We start from the raw sequence: 17,939 nt of genomic DNA, 5'->3' as shown, positions 1-17,939 counted from the left end.
TTCCGGTTTGCAGACAACGTCCAAGATGCAAAGCTGTGGAAACGGGAGACACCCTTGACCACAGATCGCCGAAAAACCGACTTTCGCCCAAAGCCTGCCTTGCTGGCCCGCATGCCCAAAATCAGTGGAAACGCGATCAACGGACTGGGTGAGGCAGAGTTCAGACGCCCCGACGTCGTGTATTGGGCCCCAAACATGGACGACATCGCGCACGGCGATGTTCAACGATACTTTTACGAACAATCCGCAAAGGAACCCGCATTTTCCAGCGCCCGCGAGGCCCGTGTCGCAGCGACCGCCTTTGAGCTTCCGCCCGTGGCACAAAACCCAGAGCAGCATGACCCGGCGGATTGGACTGCAATGCTGGATCACTTTGTCGATGCTGGCCTGTGCGAGATGATCGGTGTGGCGGACATGAATGTCGACTGGGCCTTTGAGAGCCAAGAGGTCTCGCAGTCAAAGATCATTATGGTTGGCGTTCAGCACGAGTATGACGAGATAAGGAAGGCCCCCGAAATGGCGGCGGGTCTTGAGGTTATGGAACAGTATAAACGCGCGGCTGTCGTTTCCAGGACGATTGCCGCATGGTTGCGGGGTAAGGGATGGGAGGCTGAGGCGTTGACTGGGCCGCTTACCAGCGCCGTCACGATGATCCCTCCTGCTTTGGCCTGCGGGTTTGGGGAGTTGGGCAAGCACGGGTCGATCATCAACAAGGAGTTTGGCGCGTCCTTTCGCCTGTCGGCTGTTTTGACTGATGCGCCTTTTGCGGTGACCCCGCCTCGCACTTTTGGCGTCGATGAATTCTGTGCCAGTTGTCGCATTTGCGAAGACGCCTGCCCACCGATTGCCATATCGCCCGACAAGCAAACCGTGCGCGGAGCGCAGAAATGGTACGTCGATTTTGACAAGTGCATCACCTATATCAACGAAACCCATGGCTGCGCGATCTGCATTGCGGAATGCCCATGGTCCCGCCCCGGTGTTGGCATCAATCTTGCCCGCAAACTGGAACGAAGGTCCGCGCGGCTGGGGACAGGCGCATAGCGCGCCTTCACCAACGTTGCCTAGTTCGGGTTTGCGCTAAAATTGGCGCCAGCCCACCCTAGCTGCTGACGCACGGGGTTCCGACGTGGTCTTATCTGTATCATCAGATGATTGATTACCTCGCAGAAACACACCGTGTGATTGCCCCCGGAGCAGTCAAATGCGCCGGGCAAACAGGTATCCGTTGGCGGTGGTCACGCACGCGGAGGTGGTTAGGGGATATTTTGCGGGCTTCGTGCTCGGGTCACTTTGTCTGCATTGGCGTATTGGCAACCGCATGGGCCCACATCCAAGACCTGAGTGTCGATGCGCCATGCACCGTAAAACCGCGCATTCGAAAGCAGGCACACACCGGCACTTCAGATCAATCCAGCTTGTCGATTTCGGCGCGGAGTGTCTGGCGCAGGTCATTGGCCATCTGAAAGTCGACGGGGGTGTGCGTTTCATCAAACACTGTCAGCGCTTTTTCAATTTCGACCAGCGCTTGCTTGAAATAGCCATGTCGGTCTTTGCGAAAGTCCGGAAAGGCGAAAAAGCGCAAGGCCATGGCTTTGTTGATTTGCGTCGTGCCCCATTGGTACGGCGCGGTGTCGCGGGAGAAAAAGCCGAGCGCGTTGTCAAAATGTGTCATCGACCACTCGATCAGACGATACCCATCTGCGCCATAGGTGTAGGCCGCCATATCGCCATAGAGCAGGCCAAGGTTATACTGTATGCGTGCCCAATCATCCTGAACCGCATTCGCATCATAGGTGTTGCCCGCAGCAAGGTAGAGGCCTTCGACTTCTTCGAATATGGCGCGAAACGCATCCACCCCTATTGTTTCGGCCCGGTTTTTCAGTGCGTTGGCCAAGTGGATTTGTTGATTGGCGACTTCGAGCGGATTGTTCAGAGAATTGGCAAAGGACAAGGCGACTTTGTAGACCTCGATCGCCTGGTCTATCTCGGGCAACGAATTGGGGCCTCCGCGATTGTGCCCTAGCTCTTGCAGAGCAATGCCCAGACTGGTCTGCCCGCTTAGCCATTCTTGGGGATATGCGTCCCGGTCGATCAAGGGCAGAGCCGCATTGAAGATATCGATGGCCACCAGAAGCATCTTTCGCACATCATCCGGGTCGGCGATCCTGCGGGTTTGATCCGCAAGGTTGATGGCAATGTTTGTCTGCGTCGTTGCCCAAGCGTAGGGCTGTTCGGTCATCGAGACCGTTTCCAGCGATGTTTCATAGGCTGCGATGGAACGGGCGTACATCTCGGTCGCTTCGGGCCCTGTCAGGCGGTTGGCAAGCAGGAAGTAATGGACACCTTGTTCATGCCAGGAGTCAATTTTTTCCTGATCCGAGACCGCCCGTTCAATTGCAATCTCGCCCAGCGCGATTGCCAGACGAAGATGCAACAGACTGCCTTCATTGACAGCGCGATCTACAGCCTGCGTGCTCATCGGCAAAATGTCCTGGGTCGTACCGGGACGCCCTTCGGTCAGGTCCAGTATCTCGACCAGTCTGTCCGCTGCAGAGCTGGTATCGCCCGTGGCCATATTGTGTTGATATACGATGCTGGTCAGCTCAATCTCGTGCTCATCCTCTTCGGCCCGTTTTTGGCGCAGCGCTTTGAGCCCGGCGAGGGCTGCGTCATTGGCCGCAATCGGGTCGGATTTGGCCAGTTCGGCCGCGCGGTGCTCAACTTCGGCCACGAACTCATCCGTGCTGGGGTTCTCTGCGGCTGATGTCTGCACGCCGATCGCAATTTCGACCGCTTGTTTGAGTTCGGCAAAGGCCTGACCCGGGTCGGTCACATCCTCAGAAATCCGCTGCGCCAGCGCGATCAGCGCCTCTTGGGTCACTCCCGCCGCCTGCATCGCCTGATACTGGCTCGTTTGTTCCAGTTGCAGCAGGATCAAGCGCTGGGTGTCTTGCATGGCCTGCTGGTTTTCAAGCAGTTGGTCCTGTCCGGCTTCGATCTGTTTGAGGTAGGCTTCGAACGCCGCCGTTTCCGCAGCACTCAAGCCGCAGTTCAGGACGATCTTCTCAACCGATATGTTGCGACCTGCGTTCACTGCGCAGGTGATCCTGTCTTGGGCCACGGCTGGCAGGGGCAACACCGCCAGCAGACACAGCGCCCTAGCAGTCCACATCAGACACATCCCCCGAGATCGTGATGGTGTCAGTGTTGATGTCTCCTGTGGCGTTGACCCCTTGTATGACGCAGTCCCCCTGCCCGCCGAACATGGTAACAAGCGCAATTGTCGCAAATCCAAGCGCCACGATGATCGCCGGTGTCCAGCGATGCCCCCCCTCATTGACGGTTACGTTGTCCATCAGAATGTCACCGTCGACGGCACTGATTGTGCCCTTGGAAGTCTTGGTGGGGACCGGTTTGGCTGCGTCTTTGGTTGCGTCCTTTTTCTTGCGCAGCACCAGAAAGGCTTGCCAAAGTCCGCCGATCACGATCATTGCGCCGCCGCCGAGCCAGCCCAACGTCTTCTGATGTTCGGGATCAGATAGAAAACTCCAAATCACATCAAATATCCTTGTCCGATATTTCCTAACTCAGATACTAACACGCGGCTGGGATTTTCAGCGCATACAATTATGCGTTGAAATCGGCCCTGAGACAGGCCGCATGGAATTACAGACGATGGGGCCTATTGCCGATCACAGGTGGTGCAAAGACTGCAGCGCCACGGCGGTCACAAATTCCGAAATGTGCCCTATAGCCCAAGGTCGCTGAGCCGTTTGGATTGGCGCGCAGCCAAGGCGTCAACTTCGCCCATCGCTGTTTTGGTCAGTTCAGCCCCCGGCTTGCGCAGTGTTGGATGCGCGATGATCCCCTGTTTGGCGAGCGAGTATTTTCTGATGGCCAGCCCCATACCCGGCTGCGCCTCGTAACGGACCATAGGCATGTAGGCGTCAAAGATATCTCTGGCCCGTTCGATATCGCCGGACCGAAACGCGTCCACAACCAGCCGCATCATTTCGGGATACCCAAACCCAGTCATCGCGCCATCCGCGCCCCGCAGCATCTCTTCGAGCAGATACATTCCGCCATTGCCACACAGAATGGAAATGCGACGCGCACCGTTATCGGACGCCGCGCGCAGTGCGGTGATTTTTTCCAAACCGGGCCAGTCTTCGTGCTTGAGCATGACGCAGGTCGGGCAGGTTTCGACGACTTTGAGGATGAGCGAGGTCGAAATCTGAACACCCGTTGCCAGTGGAAAATCCTGTAGCACAAAGGGGATATCGCCCAAGACATCTGCAGTATTCTGAAAATAGCCGATGATCTGCGCATCTGTCCTGAGACCCATTGGCGGGGCGACCATGACGCCGGATGCACCTGCATCCATTGCCACGCGGCTTAGTTCAGACATGGCCGCAAAGCCCGGGGCGGAGACACCAACCACAATTGGAACTGTGCTGCGCGCCATGACACGTTGAATGACAGCGACGGATTCGTCTGCCGAGAGCTTGCCCGCCTCACCCATCATGCCCAGTATGGTCAGCCCGGTGGCGCCCTTTTCGATGTAGGCGTCGATCATGCGGTCGAGGCTGTCGAAATCAAGAGCGCCATCGAGCAGGAATGGCGTGGCGGCGATGGTGAACACGCCTTTGGTGGTTTCATCAAGCATGATCGTCCCTTTGTATTTTGTGTGACAGGGACAGGCAGATTTGACCAAGGGCGGTGCTGACAGCCACTTGTGTCGGCTCAACAACCGGGAGGCCCGTCGCCTGTTGAAGTGGGGTGCGATAACGCGCCATACCGGCGCATCCCATGATCAGGACATTCGCCCCGTCTTCATCGCGCAGCCGTTTGCCGGTCGCAATCATGGCCGCGAGGCTTTTGGATTCATCCGCCAGATCGGCCACACCCAGCCCAAGGGCGCGGTCGCCAGCGAGCCGATCCAAGACCCCCATGGCCCCAAACGCGCGCAGGTGGCGTGGAATGGACGTGGGCAGGATCGCAATCACACCGAAACGCTGCCCGAGGGTCAGCGCCGTCATCACCGACGCCTCTTGAATACCAACGACGGGCAGCGCGGTCTGATCCCGCAGCGCATGCAGCCCCGGATCACCAAAGCACGCGATGACGTATCCGGCCGCGTCTTGTTGGTCCGCGGCCAGCGCCAGCATCGGCGCGATGGTCAGGTCCGCCTGCCTCTGGCTTTCGATGCCGGGGGGGCCTTGGGCCAAGCTAAGGCAACGGATCGGAATGCCAAAGCGGCGCAAGGGATCAACAGCGGCGTCGATGCCGTTGGTCACCGTTTGAGAAGAGTTCGGGTTGATGACAATGAGTGTTTTCATGCGCCGGGCCGCGTCGCCGTTTGAATTTCGATCTGATATCCCTCCGGATCGTTGAAAACAAAGGCCCGAATGCCGAGTGCATCATTGGCAAACAGGTCTGACAGGGTGTCGAGCGCCTTTGCCTGCGCGTAGGCGTACCAGTCATCTACATCTGGCACGCGGATACAAAGCTGCACCGGTTTGACGGGTGCCCATTTGTTCATGCCCTTGGCTTCGTCTACCAGCCCCACATGCGCACCGGGGCAGATCCGGTAAATCTTGCACCAGCCCTGATCGATCGCCAGCGGGAGGCCCAAGACGTCTTCGTAGAACCGCATCGCGGCAGGAAGATCACGATAGTAAAAGAACGTGATCGCCAGTTCATTTGGCGCATCTGGTCTGTTCATTTTACCCTCGTTCTTGGGCGTGACCCGGTTGGTTTGGTCGCAAGCTCAGGTCGGGCGATCCATTGGCCGCTTCCGGCGTTGCCAAGGAATGTGCCCTCTTTCACGAGGGGTTTGCCGCGCAGGATGACATGTTCTGGCCAGCCTTGGATGCGGCGTCCTTCCCACGGATTGTAGCCGACATTGTCGTGCAAGTCGTTGGCGCCGTAGGTCACCTGTTTGTCTGCGTTCCAGATGACGATATCTGCGTCCATTCCTGTGGCAATGGCCCCTTTGCGCTGCAGCCCATAGAGCTGAGCGGGCGCGAATGAGGTCAGTCTGGCGAACGCCTCGGGCCCGCCGCGTCCGTTTGACACCATCGCATCGAACAGCAGCGGCAACCGCGTTTCGAGTCCCGGCAATCCGTTGGCAATCTGGTGAAACCCAGCCTCCGGACCCGCCGACAGTTTGCCGGTTTCGTCAAAGCGATAGGGCGCATGATCCGAGGACACGAGGCTGAGCGTTTCGTCGTGCAGCGCGCTCCACAGCGCCTCTTGATCGGCTGGGGTGCGTTGTGGCGGCGAACACATCCATTTCGCGCCCTCAAGCCCGGGTTTATCGAGCACATCGTCCGTCATAAACAGATAGTGTGGACAGGTTTCAGCCCAGACAGGTGCCCCCCGCGCCTGCGCCGCTTTGACCGCGGCGCCCCCCTCGCCAGTAGATATGTGGAACAGCATCACAGGCTGATCGAGGTATTCCGCAAAGCGGCAAATACGCTCGACCGCTTCGATTTCTGCCATTCTGGGCCGAGATTTGGCATGATCGCTTGGGCTGACGTGACCTGCCGCGATCAGGCTTTCTTTGGCTTGCGTGATGATCGCGTCGTTTTCTGCGTGTACGCAGACCAAAGCGCCGTTTTGGCGAGCAAGCGCGAAGATCCCAAGCAGTTCGGCGTCGTTCAGTTGGATGTTGTATGTTGTGAAAACCTTGAGCGATCGGTGGCCCGCATGGATCAGTGTGGCCAGATCGTCTTTGAACCCCGCGACATGCGTGTCGGTCAGCGTGATGTGAAAGGCATAATCGATCATCGCCCCCCGCGTGGCGCGTGCAGCGTAGTCTGATACAGTATCGGCAAGTGACTGTTTGGGGGCTTGGGCGGCAAAGGAGATCACACTGGTCGTCCCGCCCATTGCCGCTGATTTGGTTGCAGTTTCAAACGTGTCGGCGTTCCATTGGCCCATGCCGGACATCTGTTCGATATGCGCATGTGGATCGACACCACCCGGCATGACCCACCTGCCCTTCGCCGATATCGAGGATTTCGTGTCCGAAACCGGTGTGCCGACCGACACAATTGTTCCGTTTGCGATTGCTACATCACCCTCGACGATGCCCTCAGGTGTGACAACCCGGCCCTCGCGGATAACAAGGTCTACGTCTGCACCCATCAGAATCCGCCTTTCCTGAACGCCCTGCCCCGTTGCACAGCATGCAGCCAATCGTCTGATCTGCAAAGTACAACCCTGTCAAAAACTTGCGCAGGTATCACTTGGCCCACAACTCAAGCAGCGACGCGGCCATGTCGTTCTTGCTATCCGCATAGACGGCCACTTCCAAAGGTTCCTGCCCCAGCCGGTTGGCCAGAGAAATCAAATCGCCCGTCTCGATTTCTCGGTATGCCATGCTGAACGGCAACCAACCGACCCCAAGCCCATTCAGAACCATTTCGCGTATCCCGCTAGAAAAGGCCGTTTCACACACCGGGTTGGCGCTGTGGGCTTGGGTGCCGAAGGGGCGTTCCCGTTTGTGCAGCAGCGCGCCAAAAGAACTGTTTTCGGGGTAAACGATTGCGGGCGTGTCCGAGGGCAGCGTACCGGAGTCCCTGATTGTGTAGCGAAGGGCGCCGCCGACCACCGGGATCAGGTAGTCGTTGCCCCATTTGCCACGCACCACGTTGGGACCAAATTGCAGGGTCATGGCCCCTTCGGCCTCGTAACACAAAAGCATGTTTGTATCCCCGCGCAGGAACAAGGCGACACAATCGCTGAGGTTGCCGGGTCGAACCCGGAACCGCACCTGCGGAAAGGCAATTCTGGCCCGCAGCGCCATGTCGGGAAAGGTGGAATAGACCGGAGCATGCTGCGCCGAAATTGCAATTGTGGACGCCGCCGCGTCATGGTGCGCAATTTTTGTGCGCAGCTCTTTCATACGGGACATGAGCGCCCGTATCTCGACCTCGTTTGACTGCAAGGCCGGGCTTATGTCGATCCGGTTCGTTTTGCGGTCAATGACCGGAGTGCCCAACCAGTCCTCAAAACTGCGAATCCGCCTTGAAAAAGCGGGCTGCGTGATGTTTCTGCGCGCCGCTGCACGGGTCATATTGCCTTCTTCCAGAAGTGCCAGAACGTCGTCCAACCATTGCATATCCATTGAGACACCTCGCTTGCCCAAACTTTTTGTATGGGCAGCCATAGGAAAAAGCACTGTTTTTCTAACACACCACAGGCAACGGTTTCAGCCGACTCACCGCGGAGGAGCTAAAGAGTGGCAAGCACAGACCAAGTCATCGACGAAACACAGACCGATCACGCAGACATGGCGGCAAGCCACTGCAAGGAATTGTCGATCGCGCTTGCCCAATTCCCAAGGGTCTCGTTGGGTCATTTCCCAACACCGCTCGAACCGATGGACCGCCTTAGTGAGATCCTTGGCGGGCCGCGTCTTTGGGTGAAGCGCGATGATTGCACCGGGCTGTCGTCGGGCGGCAACAAAACGCGCAAGCTGGAATATTTGATGGCTGACGCCGTCCAGAAAGGCGCGGACACGATCATCACCCAAGGTGCGACTCAATCCAACCACGCCCGACAGACCGCTGCCGCGGCTGCCAAGCTGGGTATGGCCTGCCACATTCTGCTGGAGGACCGGACCGGGTCGAACGACCCCAATTACATTATGAATGGTAATGTTTTGCTGGATCGGTTGCACGGCGCGACAGTTTCTAAACGGCCCGGTGGCGCCGACATGAACCAAGAAATGGTGGCCCTAGCCAACCAGTTGCGCCAGAGCGGTAAGTCGCCCTATGTGATCCCCGGCGGTGGTTCAAACCCCATTGGTGCCCTTGGCTATGTCAACGCGGCCCGCGAGCTTGCAGAACAAGCCGCACGCATCGGTTTGAAGATCGACGCGCTTGTCCATGCCACCGGAAGTTCGGGCACACAGGCCGGCCTGGTCGCCGGACTGGCCGCGATCCAAAGCGACATCCATCTGCTCGGCATTGGCGTGCGCGCCCCGCAAGAGAAACAAGAAGGCATGGTGTTCGATCTGGCCGTAAAGACGGCCGAACATCTGGGCACCGGCGTCGAGATCGACCGCGATGCTGTCCGTGCGAATTGCGCGTATGTCGGCGGGGGATACGGGATTGCGACGGAAGGAATGATCGCCGCAACCAAACTGTTGGCTCAAACCGAAGGCTTGCTGTTTGACCCGGTCTATTCAGGAAAAGGCCTTGATGGTCTGATCGACCTTGTCGGCAAAGGATATTTCGACGGCATGGACAACGTCGTCTTTCTGCATACGGGCGGCAGCGCTGCCCTGTTCGGCTATTCCGAAAGTTTTGAATTGCCAGGCTACACTTCATAAAAAAAACCAAAACTCATCAACTAGGAGACCAAAGACATGAAATTCACCAAAACACTGATCAGCTCGGCGCTTGCCAGTGCCCTCTGCGCCCCGGCCTTTGCCGAAGAGGTCAAAATCGGCGTCCCATCGTGGACCGGCGCGCAAGCCATCGCCTATGTGCTGGGCGAAGTTGTCACCTCGCGCATTGGCGGCGAAGTCGAGTACGTCCCCGGCAACAACGCCACGATCTTTCAAGCGATGGATCAGGGCAAAGGCGACATCGACGTGCATCCCGATGTCTGGCTGCCCAACCAAGAGAGCTTTACCAAGAAGTACGTGGACGAAGCGGGCACTGTGACGCTGAACACGAACCCCTATGAAGGCAATCAGGGCTTCTGCGTGTCCAAAGCCTTTGGCGAAGCGAACAACATCACGGACATCGCCGATCTGGGTCGCCCGGACGTGGCTGCACTGATGGACAGTGACGGAAATGGCAAGGGCGAGATGTGGATCGGCGCCCCCGGTTGGGCTTCGGCAAACGTGAACGAAGTCAAAACGCGCGACTATGGCCTGCTTGATTTCATCGAACCCATCCGCGCCGAGGAAAGCGTGAAAACCGCCCGTATCAAGGACTCCATCGCCAAGGGCGAAGGGTATGCGTTTTACTGCTACAAACCTCACGCGGTGTGGTTCATGTTCGACGTTGAAATGCTGACCGAGCCAACGTTCGATCCGGCCAAATACACCATGATCCAACCGTCCGACGACGCAGACTGGTACGAAAAATCGTCTGTTGCGACCAAGGACGCTCTTAAGCAGGTGCAGATCGCATATTCCAATTCGCTGGCGGACCGGTCGCCTGCAATCGCGGATTTCTTCGCGAACTTTGCTTTGACAGCGGACGACGTCAGCGGGCTGGCGTTTGAAATCAGTGCAAACGGCATGGAGCCAGCCGCCGCGGCCGCTGCATGGGTCGAGGCGAATTCGGATCGCGTCGACGCGATGCTGGGCCTCTAAGTCAAAATCAAAATGCAGCATCGGCTTATCGTCGGTGCTGCCCACCTTTCCAGCGGGCGTATCCAAACATGACAAGCGACACCGTCATTGAGATTTCTAACGTCTGGAAGATCTTCGGCGCCAAACCCGAGGCTGCTTTGCAAGCCATCCGTGACCGAGGCCTGACCAAGCCGCAAGTTCTCGCAGAATTCAACGCCGTGGTCGGGGTCGCAGATGTGAGCCTGTCGGTGAACCGGGGCGAGATCTTTTGCATCATGGGGCTGTCGGGAAGTGGCAAGTCCACACTCGTGCGCCACTTCAACCGCCTGCTCGAACCCACAGCTGGCAAGATCGAGATCGAGGGCACGGATGTGATGGCCCTTGGTCCCAAAGACCTGCAAAAATTTCGCAACCAGAAGATCGGCATGGTGTTTCAGAACTTTGCTCTGATGCCGCACCGCTCGGTGCTCGACAATGTGGCGATGCCACTGGAAATCCGGCAGGTCGCCAAGAACGAACGGATGCGACAGGCCGCAGCCATCCTTGATATCGTGGAACTGGGCGCGTGGGGGGCTAAGTTCGCCCATGAGCTGTCCGGCGGGATGCAGCAACGCGTTGGTCTGGCACGTGCTCTCGCCGCCAACCCAGACGTTTTGCTGATGGATGAACCGTTTTCGGCCCTCGACCCGTTGATCCGGCGGCAATTGCAGGACGAGTTCATTCGTTTATCCAAAATCCTCAAGAAGACCACCGTGTTCATCACTCACGATCTGGACGAGGCCGTGCGGATCGGGGATCGCATCGCCATTATGCGGGATGGCAAGATGGTTCAGATGGGAACTGCCGAAGACATCGTGATGAACCCCGCCGATGACTATGTTGCTGATTTTGTGGCCGGAATATCGCGCCTCAAAGTGGTGCACGCCTCCGCTGTCATGCAGCCAATTGCTGAGTTTACCACCACTCACGGCCCTCTGCCTGCCGATGCTCCGCGCGTCGGCGAGGCCGAAACGCTCAGCACACTGATCAATATGGCTATCGACGACACCAATCCGATCCTTGTCCAAGAGGGCGGTGTAGATGTGGGCGTCATCACTCGTGCAGACTTGCTGCGTACAGTTGTCGAAGGGACGGAAATGTCATGAGAGACGATGATTTCAACCCACTCGAGGACACCGAGAGCGAAGCTGCCCTCGCCTATGCAGAAGAGCGGAAAGCCAATATTCGCACCTTTGTGCGCACCAGTCCCGACTATTACATCGCCAACTTTGACAAGGTTGGCGCCTCTGCTCGGTTCACCGCCACTTTTAACGTGATGGCAGGCCTGTTCGGCCCGATCTGGTTTGGTGCGCGGGGGCTTTGGTCTTGGGCGCTGTCGTTCCTTGTGATCGAAGCCATCGCATTTGTTCAAATCGCGCGCGGCCTGTTTGGCGATCTGGGCGCAGACGCCATGGCGCGCATCGCGTCTATCGAAGGTACGCTGGATTTGCGCCGCCAACAGTTGGCAGCAGCCATAGAGGCCGGATCAGACCGCGCGGATGCCTTCCAGCGGGCGGTGGATGGGCTTGAAGCCAATATCGGCGGCATACGCGCCGAAGCCGAGGCGCTGGCAGAGACTGGGCCGACCATCGCCCTGACCGGTCTTGCCATTCTGATCGTCGCCAAGCTGGTTCAGGCCACTGTCGCCAACTGGGCGCTCGAGGCACGGTTCTCTGACTGGCTTTCGGACCGTTCGCTGCGCTCGGGCATGCCGGTGCCACAGATCGTCTTTTCCGCCGCGTTCATGATCCTGATCGTTGCGGTGGCCATGGTCCACTACAGCTTTCCTGACCGCTTCGCGCTTTTGTCGACCTTTCCAACCGATCCGAACATTCGCCTGACCAGCATCGACGGCGTCGAGGCGTTCTTTAACTGGGCGGTGCTGAACGGCGAGGCGCTGTTTGACGGCATCACATACTGCATCCGCCTTGTGCTTGATGCGCTGGAATTGGTGTTTGTCTCGACCCCGTGGATCGTGATCGTGGCCCTGATCGTCTTGCTGACATGGCTGACTGCGGGCGTGCGCATGTCGATCTATTCAGGTGCGTTCCTTGCGTATATGGGCCTTTTGGGCTTTTGGGAAAAAGCGATGACAACGCTGGCCTTGCTGGGGACAGCAGCGTGCCTGTCGATCCTGATTGGCATCCCGCTGGGCATGTTCGCGGCGCGGCGTCCGCGGTTCTATTCAACCATCCAACCCATCATGGACTTCATGCAGACCATGCCTGCCTTTGTGTTCATGATCCCTGTCATTGCGTTCTTTGGCACCGGCAAACCTGCGGCCGTCGTAACCACGATGATATTTGGTGGCACGCCCGTTGTGCGCCTTACTGTGCTGGGTTTGCGCGGAGTCCCGGAAAGCGTGCGCGAGGCCGCGATCAGCTTTGGCGCGAACAAGTGGTACTTGCTGACCAAAGTTGATTTGCCGCTGGCCAGCCCGTCCATTCGGGCCGGGATCAATCAGACGATCATGTTGAGCCTCGCGATGGTTGTTGTCGCCTCTTTGATCGGGGCCAAGGGACTGGGCGAGGATGTGCTGGAAGCCCTTCAATATGCCAATGTGGGCCAAGGTATTCTGGCCGGGTTTGCAATTTTGTTCTGCGCCATGATCCTTGACCGCATCGTTCAGGGGCAGCGCAAGTGACACCGCTTGTTTTGGTCCATGGGTTCATGGGCGGCAGCGCGCAGTGGGATGGTCAGCACAGGTCATTTGCAAATGGGCGCGAGGTCGTTGCCGTTGATTTGCCCGGGTTTGGCAAACATGCGCATCTTCCTCCGATCAATAGTATCGAAGGGTTTGCAGACTGGGTGATCGCGGACCTGCACGCCAAGGGCGTTGCCCGATATCACCTGCTGGGGCATTCCATGGGCGGCATGATCGCCCAAGAGATTGCGCGCAAAGACAGCGCGCACATCGAGCGCCTTGTACTTTATGCCACAGGCGCCAGTGGCGTTTTGCCGGGCCGGTTCGAAACCATCGCGCAGAGTAAGGCGCGCGCGGTCGCTGATGGCGCGCGGGCCACCGCGCGGCGTATCGCGGCGACTTGGTTTTTGGACGGCAAAGCGGCACCCCGGTACGAGGTGTGCGCGCAAATTGCGGAACAGGCGTCTTTGGATGCCATTCAGGCCGGGCTCGATGCGATGGAGACGTGGTCTGGCGCAACAACCCTCAAGAAGATCGGGGCCGAGACAATGATCATCTGGGGCGATCGGGACCGGACCTATGCGTGGCAGCAGACAGAACGGCTGTGGCGCGACATACCGTTGACGCACCTTGCCGTTGTCCCCGGCTGCGCTCATGCGGTCCACCTTGAAAAGAAAGATTTTTTTAACGCATTGCTGGCTGGTTTTATCGAAGCCGGCTCGTAAGCCCCGACGCCAGTTCTTGGATCGGTTTGAGGTCACTCCTTGCCCTCGCTGCTGCCCTGGCCAGCGGGATTGTATATTGAACGGGGCTTGGGTGCTGTTTCTCAAACGATCGCCATGGAGTATGAGACCAAGCAGGCGGCCAAAGCTCAAGGAGGATTCACTGAATATGAAAGCTCTGGTTTATGAAGGGGTCGAGACACTACGCATCCGCGAGGTCGCCAAACCCAAAGTGGGCAGAGACCAGTCTTTGGTCCGCATTTTGGCGTCAGGCATTTGTGGTTCGGACATGCACGCCTATCTGGGCCACGATAACCGTCGGCCTGCGCCGCTGATCCTTGGCCACGAGGCGGCAGGTGTTGTTGAGGGTGGCATCCGCGACGGAGAGCGAGTGACCATCAATCCACTGGTCAGTTGTGGCGTTTGTACCGCCTGCGCGGCTAGCCGACAGAACTTGTGCCCAGAACGCATGATCATTTCAATGCCACCGCGAGAGGGCGCCTTTGCCCAATACGTGGTGATGCACAACGACAGCCTGATCCCGGTACCAGACGCCGTGCCGCTGGAAAAGGCCGCGTTGGCCGAACCACTTTCCGTCAGTTGGCACTCGACACGACTCGGGTTGGCCGCTTGGGACCGCGCATTGGGCTCCAGTGCACTCGTTGTAGGTGGCGGCACCATTGGGCTGGCAGCTGCGCTGGCACTGAAGGCGCAGGGCCTTGAAGATGTGACCATCACTGAGCCCAATGATGCCCGCCGTGCGTTTCTGACCGATCAATGCGGGCAGCAAGCTGTGTCCAGCAGCAGCGAACAGTTTGCGATTGTGATTGACGCGGTTGGCTATGCCGCCACCCGTGCGATCGCTTCCGAGCGGTGCAGCCCCGGCGGGGTGATCGTTCATATCGGGTTGGGCGAAGACCTGGGCGGCCTGGACGTCCGGCGCATGACCTTGCAGGAAATCACCTTTATCGGCACCTACGCCTATACGCCGCAGGATTTCCGGGACACGTGCGCGGCGATCTTTGATGGATCACTTGGCGCCCTAGACTGGACGGAAAAGCGCAGCCTTGATGCAGGGCCTCAGGCCTTTGCCGATCTGCGCGCAGGCAGCGTTGCAGCGCCAAAGATCATCTTGCGCCCGTGGGAATGACCGGCGGTTGAAGCTGTCAAAAAAACATTGGCCGACCTCTAGGTCGCGCCCATCTTTTGGTCTTCCAGAATCATGTCTGACACCTTTTCACCGATCATGATCGCCGGGGCGTTTGTGTTGCCAGACACGATTTCCGGCATGATGGAACAGTCTGCCACTCGCAGCCCCGTGATCCCGTGAACCCTGAGACGTTCATCTACGACCGCATCCTTGCCGTTGCCCATTTTGCAGGTTCCGGTTGGATGATAGATTGAGGCGGTGTTGTTGCGTGCCCAATCCAACGTCGCGTCGTAGTCGTCGATCGGCAGGTCTGCATGGGGCCGGTATTCCTCGGAGATCTTCGACGTCAGCGGCGCATGCCGCGCGATTCGGCGAGCGATGTTCACACCCTCGACGATAGTACGGCAATCGGTTTCGGTGCTGAGATAGTTGGGAATGATCTTGGGATAGGTGCGCCCGTCCTTGCTTTGAAGGCGGATTTCACCTTTTGATTCAGGGCGCAGTTGGCACACTGACATGGTAAAGGCCGAAAACGGGTCTGCACCTTTGCCCGGATTTTCCGCCGACAGGGGTTGTACATGGAACTGAATGTCGGGGGTCTCAAGATTGTCCCGTGTTTTCATAAACCCGGTGGCAAGACTGGCGGCCATCGTCATTGGACCTGCCCGGAACATCAGGTATTTCAACCCGATCTTGGCTTGGCCAAACATGCTCGACACTTCGTCGTTCAACGTGGGTTCGTTGCATTTGTAGACCAGTCGAGCCTGCAAATGGTCCTGCATGTTTTTGCCAACACCGTACAGGTCTTGCACCACGTCAATGCCGTGTTCCTGCAACTGTGCTGCTTCGCCAATACCGGACAGCATCAACAGCTGCGGCGAGTTGATCGCGCCGCCTGACAGGATGACCTCCTTGTTGGCCTTCACGCTTTGCCATGTACCGCCCTTGTCGCGATAGGACACGCCCGTGACCCGGCGACCGTCCATTTCCAGCTTTTCCACTTGCGCGTGCGTGACAATGGTCAAGTTGTCCCGGCTCTTGACCGGGTTCAAGAAGGCCACAGCCGACGAACATCGGCGCCCGTTGCGCGCGGTCAATTGGAAGAAACCGACGCCTTCTTGTTCTGCGCCATTGTAGTCGGGGTTGAATTTGTAGCCCGCGGATTGCGCCGCCGCCACCCATGCGTCGGTGATGGGACGTTGGATGCGCATGTTGGAGACGGACAGGTTCCCTTGGTCGCCGTGGAATTCATCGGCACCGCGCTCGTTCTTTTCGGATCGCTTGAACAAGGGCAGTACTTCATCCCAGCCCCAGCCACGATTGCCCATCTGCGCCCAGCGGTCGTAGTCCTGAGGTTGTCCCCGCACATAGAGCAACCCGTTCAGTGACGAAGACCCGCCCAGAACCTTGCCGCGCGGCCATTCAATGGACCGCCCGTTCAGGCCGGGATCGGGTTCTGTCTTGTAACACCAGTCCACGTTCGGGTTATGAATCGTCTTGAAGTAACCCACCGGAATGTGAATCCACGGGTTGAGATCGCGCCCACCCGCCTCAAGCAACACAACCTTGTTCTTTGGGTCAGCGCTGAGGCGATTTGCGATAACGCAGCCCGCTGAGCCGGCCCCGACGATCACATAGTCCGCTTCCATTTTCGAAAAATCTCCCCCGGCATAGAAAAAGTTCTATGAAAACTGGGAATAATAATCTAGCCTTTTTTGATAAGATCAATATCAAAAATTACCATTATGGGAGGAAACAATGGGAATACTTGATCGAGTGAAGGGCGTTTCGCGCCGTGATTTCTTCAGGATTGCAGGCACTTACGGCATGAGCTCAACGCTCTTGGCGGCGGGTACATTTGGCGGGGCAATGACTGCCGCCAACCTCGCGAAGGCTGCAGAATCTACCTACGACAAGCGTTTTGCCAAGGAAGCAAAGTTCACGCTGAAGTTTGGTGCTGCTGGTTTTAACCCGCAAAACCTGCTGATCGAGCGCGCTGGCGCACTCGAATTTGCACGCGACCTCGAAAGCCGCACAGACGGCGAGATTCGCGTCGAATTCATCGGCAACAACCAAATCTGCGGTCAGGTCTCCTGTGTTGAGAAAACACAGCAGGGCATCGTCGACATCTATGCCGCCTCGACGCAGAACTCTGCGGGTGGTGCGCCATATCTGAACGTTCTGGACTATGCGTATATGTTCCGTAACCGTGCGGACCAGTACCACTTCCTGTACTCGCCCAAATCGCAAGAGCTGCTGCGCGAGCCATATGAGCGTCGTCACGGCCTGAAATTCCTGTTCAGCCACGCTGAACTGCGCGGGATCCAGTTGGGTCTTGCATGGGAAGACAAGCCAACAGTGACGTCTGTTGAGCAACTGTTCGGCACCAAAAACCGTGTAACAGGCACACAGCTGGGTCGCATCGCGATGACAGCCCTGAACCTGAACCCGGTTCCGGTTGCTTGGGAAGAAACGCTCGACGGCCTGAAGCAAGGTCTGATTGATGGCGCGGAAACATGGGCTTCGGCCGTGGCTTACGCCAACATGTCTCCGGTTGTATCTCAGTCGGTTCACCTGAACTTCTTCTGCGGCACAGAGCACACGGCAATGAACGCCGGTGTGTTCGACAGCCTTGGCGGTGAGTTGCAGGATGCAGTGATGGAATCCTCGTACTGGGCGCAAACCCACGTACAGGCGGCCAACGAAGCTGCACTGGTCAAGACAGTCGGTCAGTCTGATCCACAACTGCCAGGAACAATCTTTGCGCAAAACAACGTGCGCAACGCCTTCCTGTCGGATGCAGAGATCAGGAAAGCCGAAGAGATGTGTTCGCCAGAATTCCAGCCGCAACTGTGGGAGCAGTGGCGCGAGCGGATCAACGGTTGGCAAGGTGGCGCAGACACCTACCAGGAAATCTACGACGAGGTCCGCACGATCCCAGGCGACACACTGCCCGAGAACGTCGAACCCCGCCGCTGGTGGAAAGCGTAATCTCGACTTAACATCAACAAAGCCGGCTCCATTCCGGGGCCGGCTTTTTTGTCCAAGAGCGCAGCAAATGCG

Annotated in this window: 16 protein-coding genes; 8 read left to right on the top strand and 8 right to left on the bottom strand. The window is 57.9% G+C overall.

Going from position 1 to position 17,939, the window contains the following annotated elements:
* Nucleotides 1-54: 54 nt before the first annotated feature.
* A complete protein-coding gene (locus ABJD00_RS18455) occupies nt 55-1,044 on the top strand; it encodes a 4Fe-4S dicluster domain-containing protein (protein WP_413831773.1) in 990 nt (329 codons plus the stop codon).
* A 364-nt stretch (nt 1,045-1,408) separates the two neighbouring features.
* Here the strand turns inward: ABJD00_RS18455 and ABJD00_RS18450 are convergent, their stop codons facing one another.
* From ABJD00_RS18450 to ABJD00_RS18420, 7 genes are all read right to left on the bottom strand, one after another.
* Nucleotides 1,409-3,175, bottom strand: coding sequence for a hypothetical protein (locus tag ABJD00_RS18450; RefSeq protein WP_413831771.1), 1,767 nt, complete (start codon nt 3,173-3,175; stop codon nt 1,409-1,411).
* Nucleotides 3,162-3,560, bottom strand: a complete 399-nt coding sequence (locus tag ABJD00_RS18445; RefSeq protein ID WP_413831769.1) for a hypothetical protein — start codon at nt 3,558-3,560, stop codon at nt 3,162-3,164. The genes ABJD00_RS18450 and ABJD00_RS18445 overlap by 14 nt, the downstream gene beginning before the upstream one ends.
* A gap of 191 nt (nt 3,561-3,751) precedes the next feature.
* The gene (locus ABJD00_RS18440) at nt 3,752-4,669 is read right to left on the bottom strand and encodes a dihydrodipicolinate synthase family protein (protein WP_413831767.1); all 918 of its coding nucleotides are present in this window, start codon (nt 4,667-4,669) and stop codon (nt 3,752-3,754) included.
* The gene (locus tag ABJD00_RS18435; protein WP_413831765.1) at nt 4,662-5,342 is read right to left on the bottom strand and encodes an aspartate/glutamate racemase family protein; all 681 of its coding nucleotides are present in this window, start codon (nt 5,340-5,342) and stop codon (nt 4,662-4,664) included. The genes ABJD00_RS18440 and ABJD00_RS18435 overlap by 8 nt, the downstream gene beginning before the upstream one ends.
* Nucleotides 5,339-5,728, bottom strand: a complete 390-nt coding sequence (locus ABJD00_RS18430) for a VOC family protein (protein WP_413831763.1) — start codon at nt 5,726-5,728, stop codon at nt 5,339-5,341. Before ABJD00_RS18430 ends, ABJD00_RS18435 begins: the two co-directional genes overlap by 4 nt.
* The gene (gene hydA / locus ABJD00_RS18425) at nt 5,725-7,155 is read right to left on the bottom strand and encodes a dihydropyrimidinase (RefSeq protein WP_413831761.1); all 1,431 of its coding nucleotides are present in this window, start codon (nt 7,153-7,155) and stop codon (nt 5,725-5,727) included. Before hydA ends, ABJD00_RS18430 begins: the two co-directional genes overlap by 4 nt.
* 97 nt (nt 7,156-7,252) lie before the next feature.
* The gene (locus tag ABJD00_RS18420) at nt 7,253-8,137 is read right to left on the bottom strand and encodes a LysR family transcriptional regulator (RefSeq protein ID WP_413831759.1); all 885 of its coding nucleotides are present in this window, start codon (nt 8,135-8,137) and stop codon (nt 7,253-7,255) included.
* Nucleotides 8,138-8,302: 165 nt separating this feature from the next.
* Between ABJD00_RS18420 and ABJD00_RS18415 the strand changes: the two genes are divergently transcribed.
* The 6 genes from ABJD00_RS18415 to ABJD00_RS18390 all read left to right on the top strand — a co-directional run bounded on the left by ABJD00_RS18415 (nt 8,303) and on the right by ABJD00_RS18390 (nt 14,876).
* Nucleotides 8,303-9,346, top strand: a complete 1,044-nt coding sequence (locus tag ABJD00_RS18415) for a D-cysteine desulfhydrase (protein WP_413832030.1) — start codon at nt 8,303-8,305, stop codon at nt 9,344-9,346.
* A gap of 36 nt (nt 9,347-9,382) precedes the next feature.
* On the top strand, nt 9,383-10,342 hold the full coding sequence (locus ABJD00_RS18410; RefSeq protein WP_413831757.1) for a glycine betaine ABC transporter substrate-binding protein: 960 nt from the start codon (nt 9,383-9,385) through the stop codon (nt 10,340-10,342).
* Between the two features lie 68 nt (nt 10,343-10,410).
* Nucleotides 10,411-11,466: a quaternary amine ABC transporter ATP-binding protein gene (locus ABJD00_RS18405; RefSeq protein WP_108837168.1), complete on the top strand. Its 1,056-nt coding sequence runs from the start codon at nt 10,411-10,413 to the stop codon at nt 11,464-11,466.
* Nucleotides 11,463-13,004, top strand: a complete 1,542-nt coding sequence (locus ABJD00_RS18400; RefSeq protein WP_108837169.1) for an ABC transporter permease — start codon at nt 11,463-11,465, stop codon at nt 13,002-13,004. The genes ABJD00_RS18405 and ABJD00_RS18400 overlap by 4 nt, the downstream gene beginning before the upstream one ends.
* A complete protein-coding gene (locus ABJD00_RS18395; protein ID WP_413831754.1) occupies nt 13,001-13,729 on the top strand; it encodes an alpha/beta fold hydrolase in 729 nt (242 codons plus the stop codon). Before ABJD00_RS18400 ends, ABJD00_RS18395 begins: the two co-directional genes overlap by 4 nt.
* Before the next feature lie 166 nt (nt 13,730-13,895).
* A complete protein-coding gene (locus ABJD00_RS18390; protein WP_413831752.1) occupies nt 13,896-14,876 on the top strand; it encodes a zinc-dependent alcohol dehydrogenase in 981 nt (326 codons plus the stop codon).
* Nucleotides 14,877-14,914: 38 nt separating this feature from the next.
* Here ABJD00_RS18390 and ABJD00_RS18385 read toward each other — a convergent pair whose 3' ends face one another.
* Nucleotides 14,915-16,525, bottom strand: a complete 1,611-nt coding sequence (locus ABJD00_RS18385) for a GMC family oxidoreductase (RefSeq protein ID WP_413831750.1) — start codon at nt 16,523-16,525, stop codon at nt 14,915-14,917.
* A 109-nt stretch (nt 16,526-16,634) separates the two neighbouring features.
* On the opposite strand from ABJD00_RS18385, the gene ABJD00_RS18380 reads away from it, so the two are divergent.
* Nucleotides 16,635-17,867: a TRAP transporter substrate-binding protein gene (locus ABJD00_RS18380; RefSeq protein ID WP_413831748.1), complete on the top strand. Its 1,233-nt coding sequence runs from the start codon at nt 16,635-16,637 to the stop codon at nt 17,865-17,867.
* Nucleotides 17,868-17,939: the final 72 nt, after the last annotated feature.

It is taken from the genome of Tateyamaria sp., from assembly GCF_039945315.1.
Classification (GTDB): domain Bacteria; phylum Pseudomonadota; class Alphaproteobacteria; order Rhodobacterales; family Rhodobacteraceae; genus Tateyamaria.
Note: the sequence above shows the minus strand (reverse complement) of the source record. Positions and strands in the feature narration are given on the sequence as shown.

What these genes read in the sequence shown, in the direction of transcription:
- ABJD00_RS18450 (WP_413831771.1), bottom strand. Translation starts at nt 3,175, where the DNA reads ATGTGGACTGCTAGGGCGCTGTGTCTGCTGGCGGTGTTGCCCCTGCCA.
- ABJD00_RS18440 (WP_413831767.1), bottom strand. Translation starts at nt 4,669, where the DNA reads ATGCTTGATGAAACCACCAAAGGCGTGTTCACCATCGCCGCCACGCCA.
- ABJD00_RS18435 (WP_413831765.1), bottom strand. Translation starts at nt 5,342, where the DNA reads ATGAAAACACTCATTGTCATCAACCCGAACTCTTCTCAAACGGTGACC.
- ABJD00_RS18430 (WP_413831763.1), bottom strand. Translation starts at nt 5,728, where the DNA reads ATGAACAGACCAGATGCGCCAAATGAACTGGCGATCACGTTCTTTTAC.
- hydA (WP_413831761.1), bottom strand. Translation starts at nt 7,155, where the DNA reads ATGGGTGCAGACGTAGACCTTGTTATCCGCGAGGGCCGGGTTGTCACA.
- ABJD00_RS18420 (WP_413831759.1), bottom strand. Translation starts at nt 8,137, where the DNA reads ATGGATATGCAATGGTTGGACGACGTTCTGGCACTTCTGGAAGAAGGC.
- ABJD00_RS18415 (WP_413832030.1), top strand. Translation starts at nt 8,303, where the DNA reads ATGGCGGCAAGCCACTGCAAGGAATTGTCGATCGCGCTTGCCCAATTC.
- ABJD00_RS18410 (WP_413831757.1), top strand. Translation starts at nt 9,383, where the DNA reads ATGAAATTCACCAAAACACTGATCAGCTCGGCGCTTGCCAGTGCCCTC.
- ABJD00_RS18405 (WP_108837168.1), top strand. Translation starts at nt 10,411, where the DNA reads ATGACAAGCGACACCGTCATTGAGATTTCTAACGTCTGGAAGATCTTC.
- ABJD00_RS18400 (WP_108837169.1), top strand. Translation starts at nt 11,463, where the DNA reads ATGAGAGACGATGATTTCAACCCACTCGAGGACACCGAGAGCGAAGCT.
- ABJD00_RS18390 (WP_413831752.1), top strand. Translation starts at nt 13,896, where the DNA reads ATGAAAGCTCTGGTTTATGAAGGGGTCGAGACACTACGCATCCGCGAG.
- ABJD00_RS18385 (WP_413831750.1), bottom strand. Translation starts at nt 16,525, where the DNA reads ATGGAAGCGGACTATGTGATCGTCGGGGCCGGCTCAGCGGGCTGCGTT.
- ABJD00_RS18380 (WP_413831748.1), top strand. Translation starts at nt 16,635, where the DNA reads ATGGGAATACTTGATCGAGTGAAGGGCGTTTCGCGCCGTGATTTCTTC.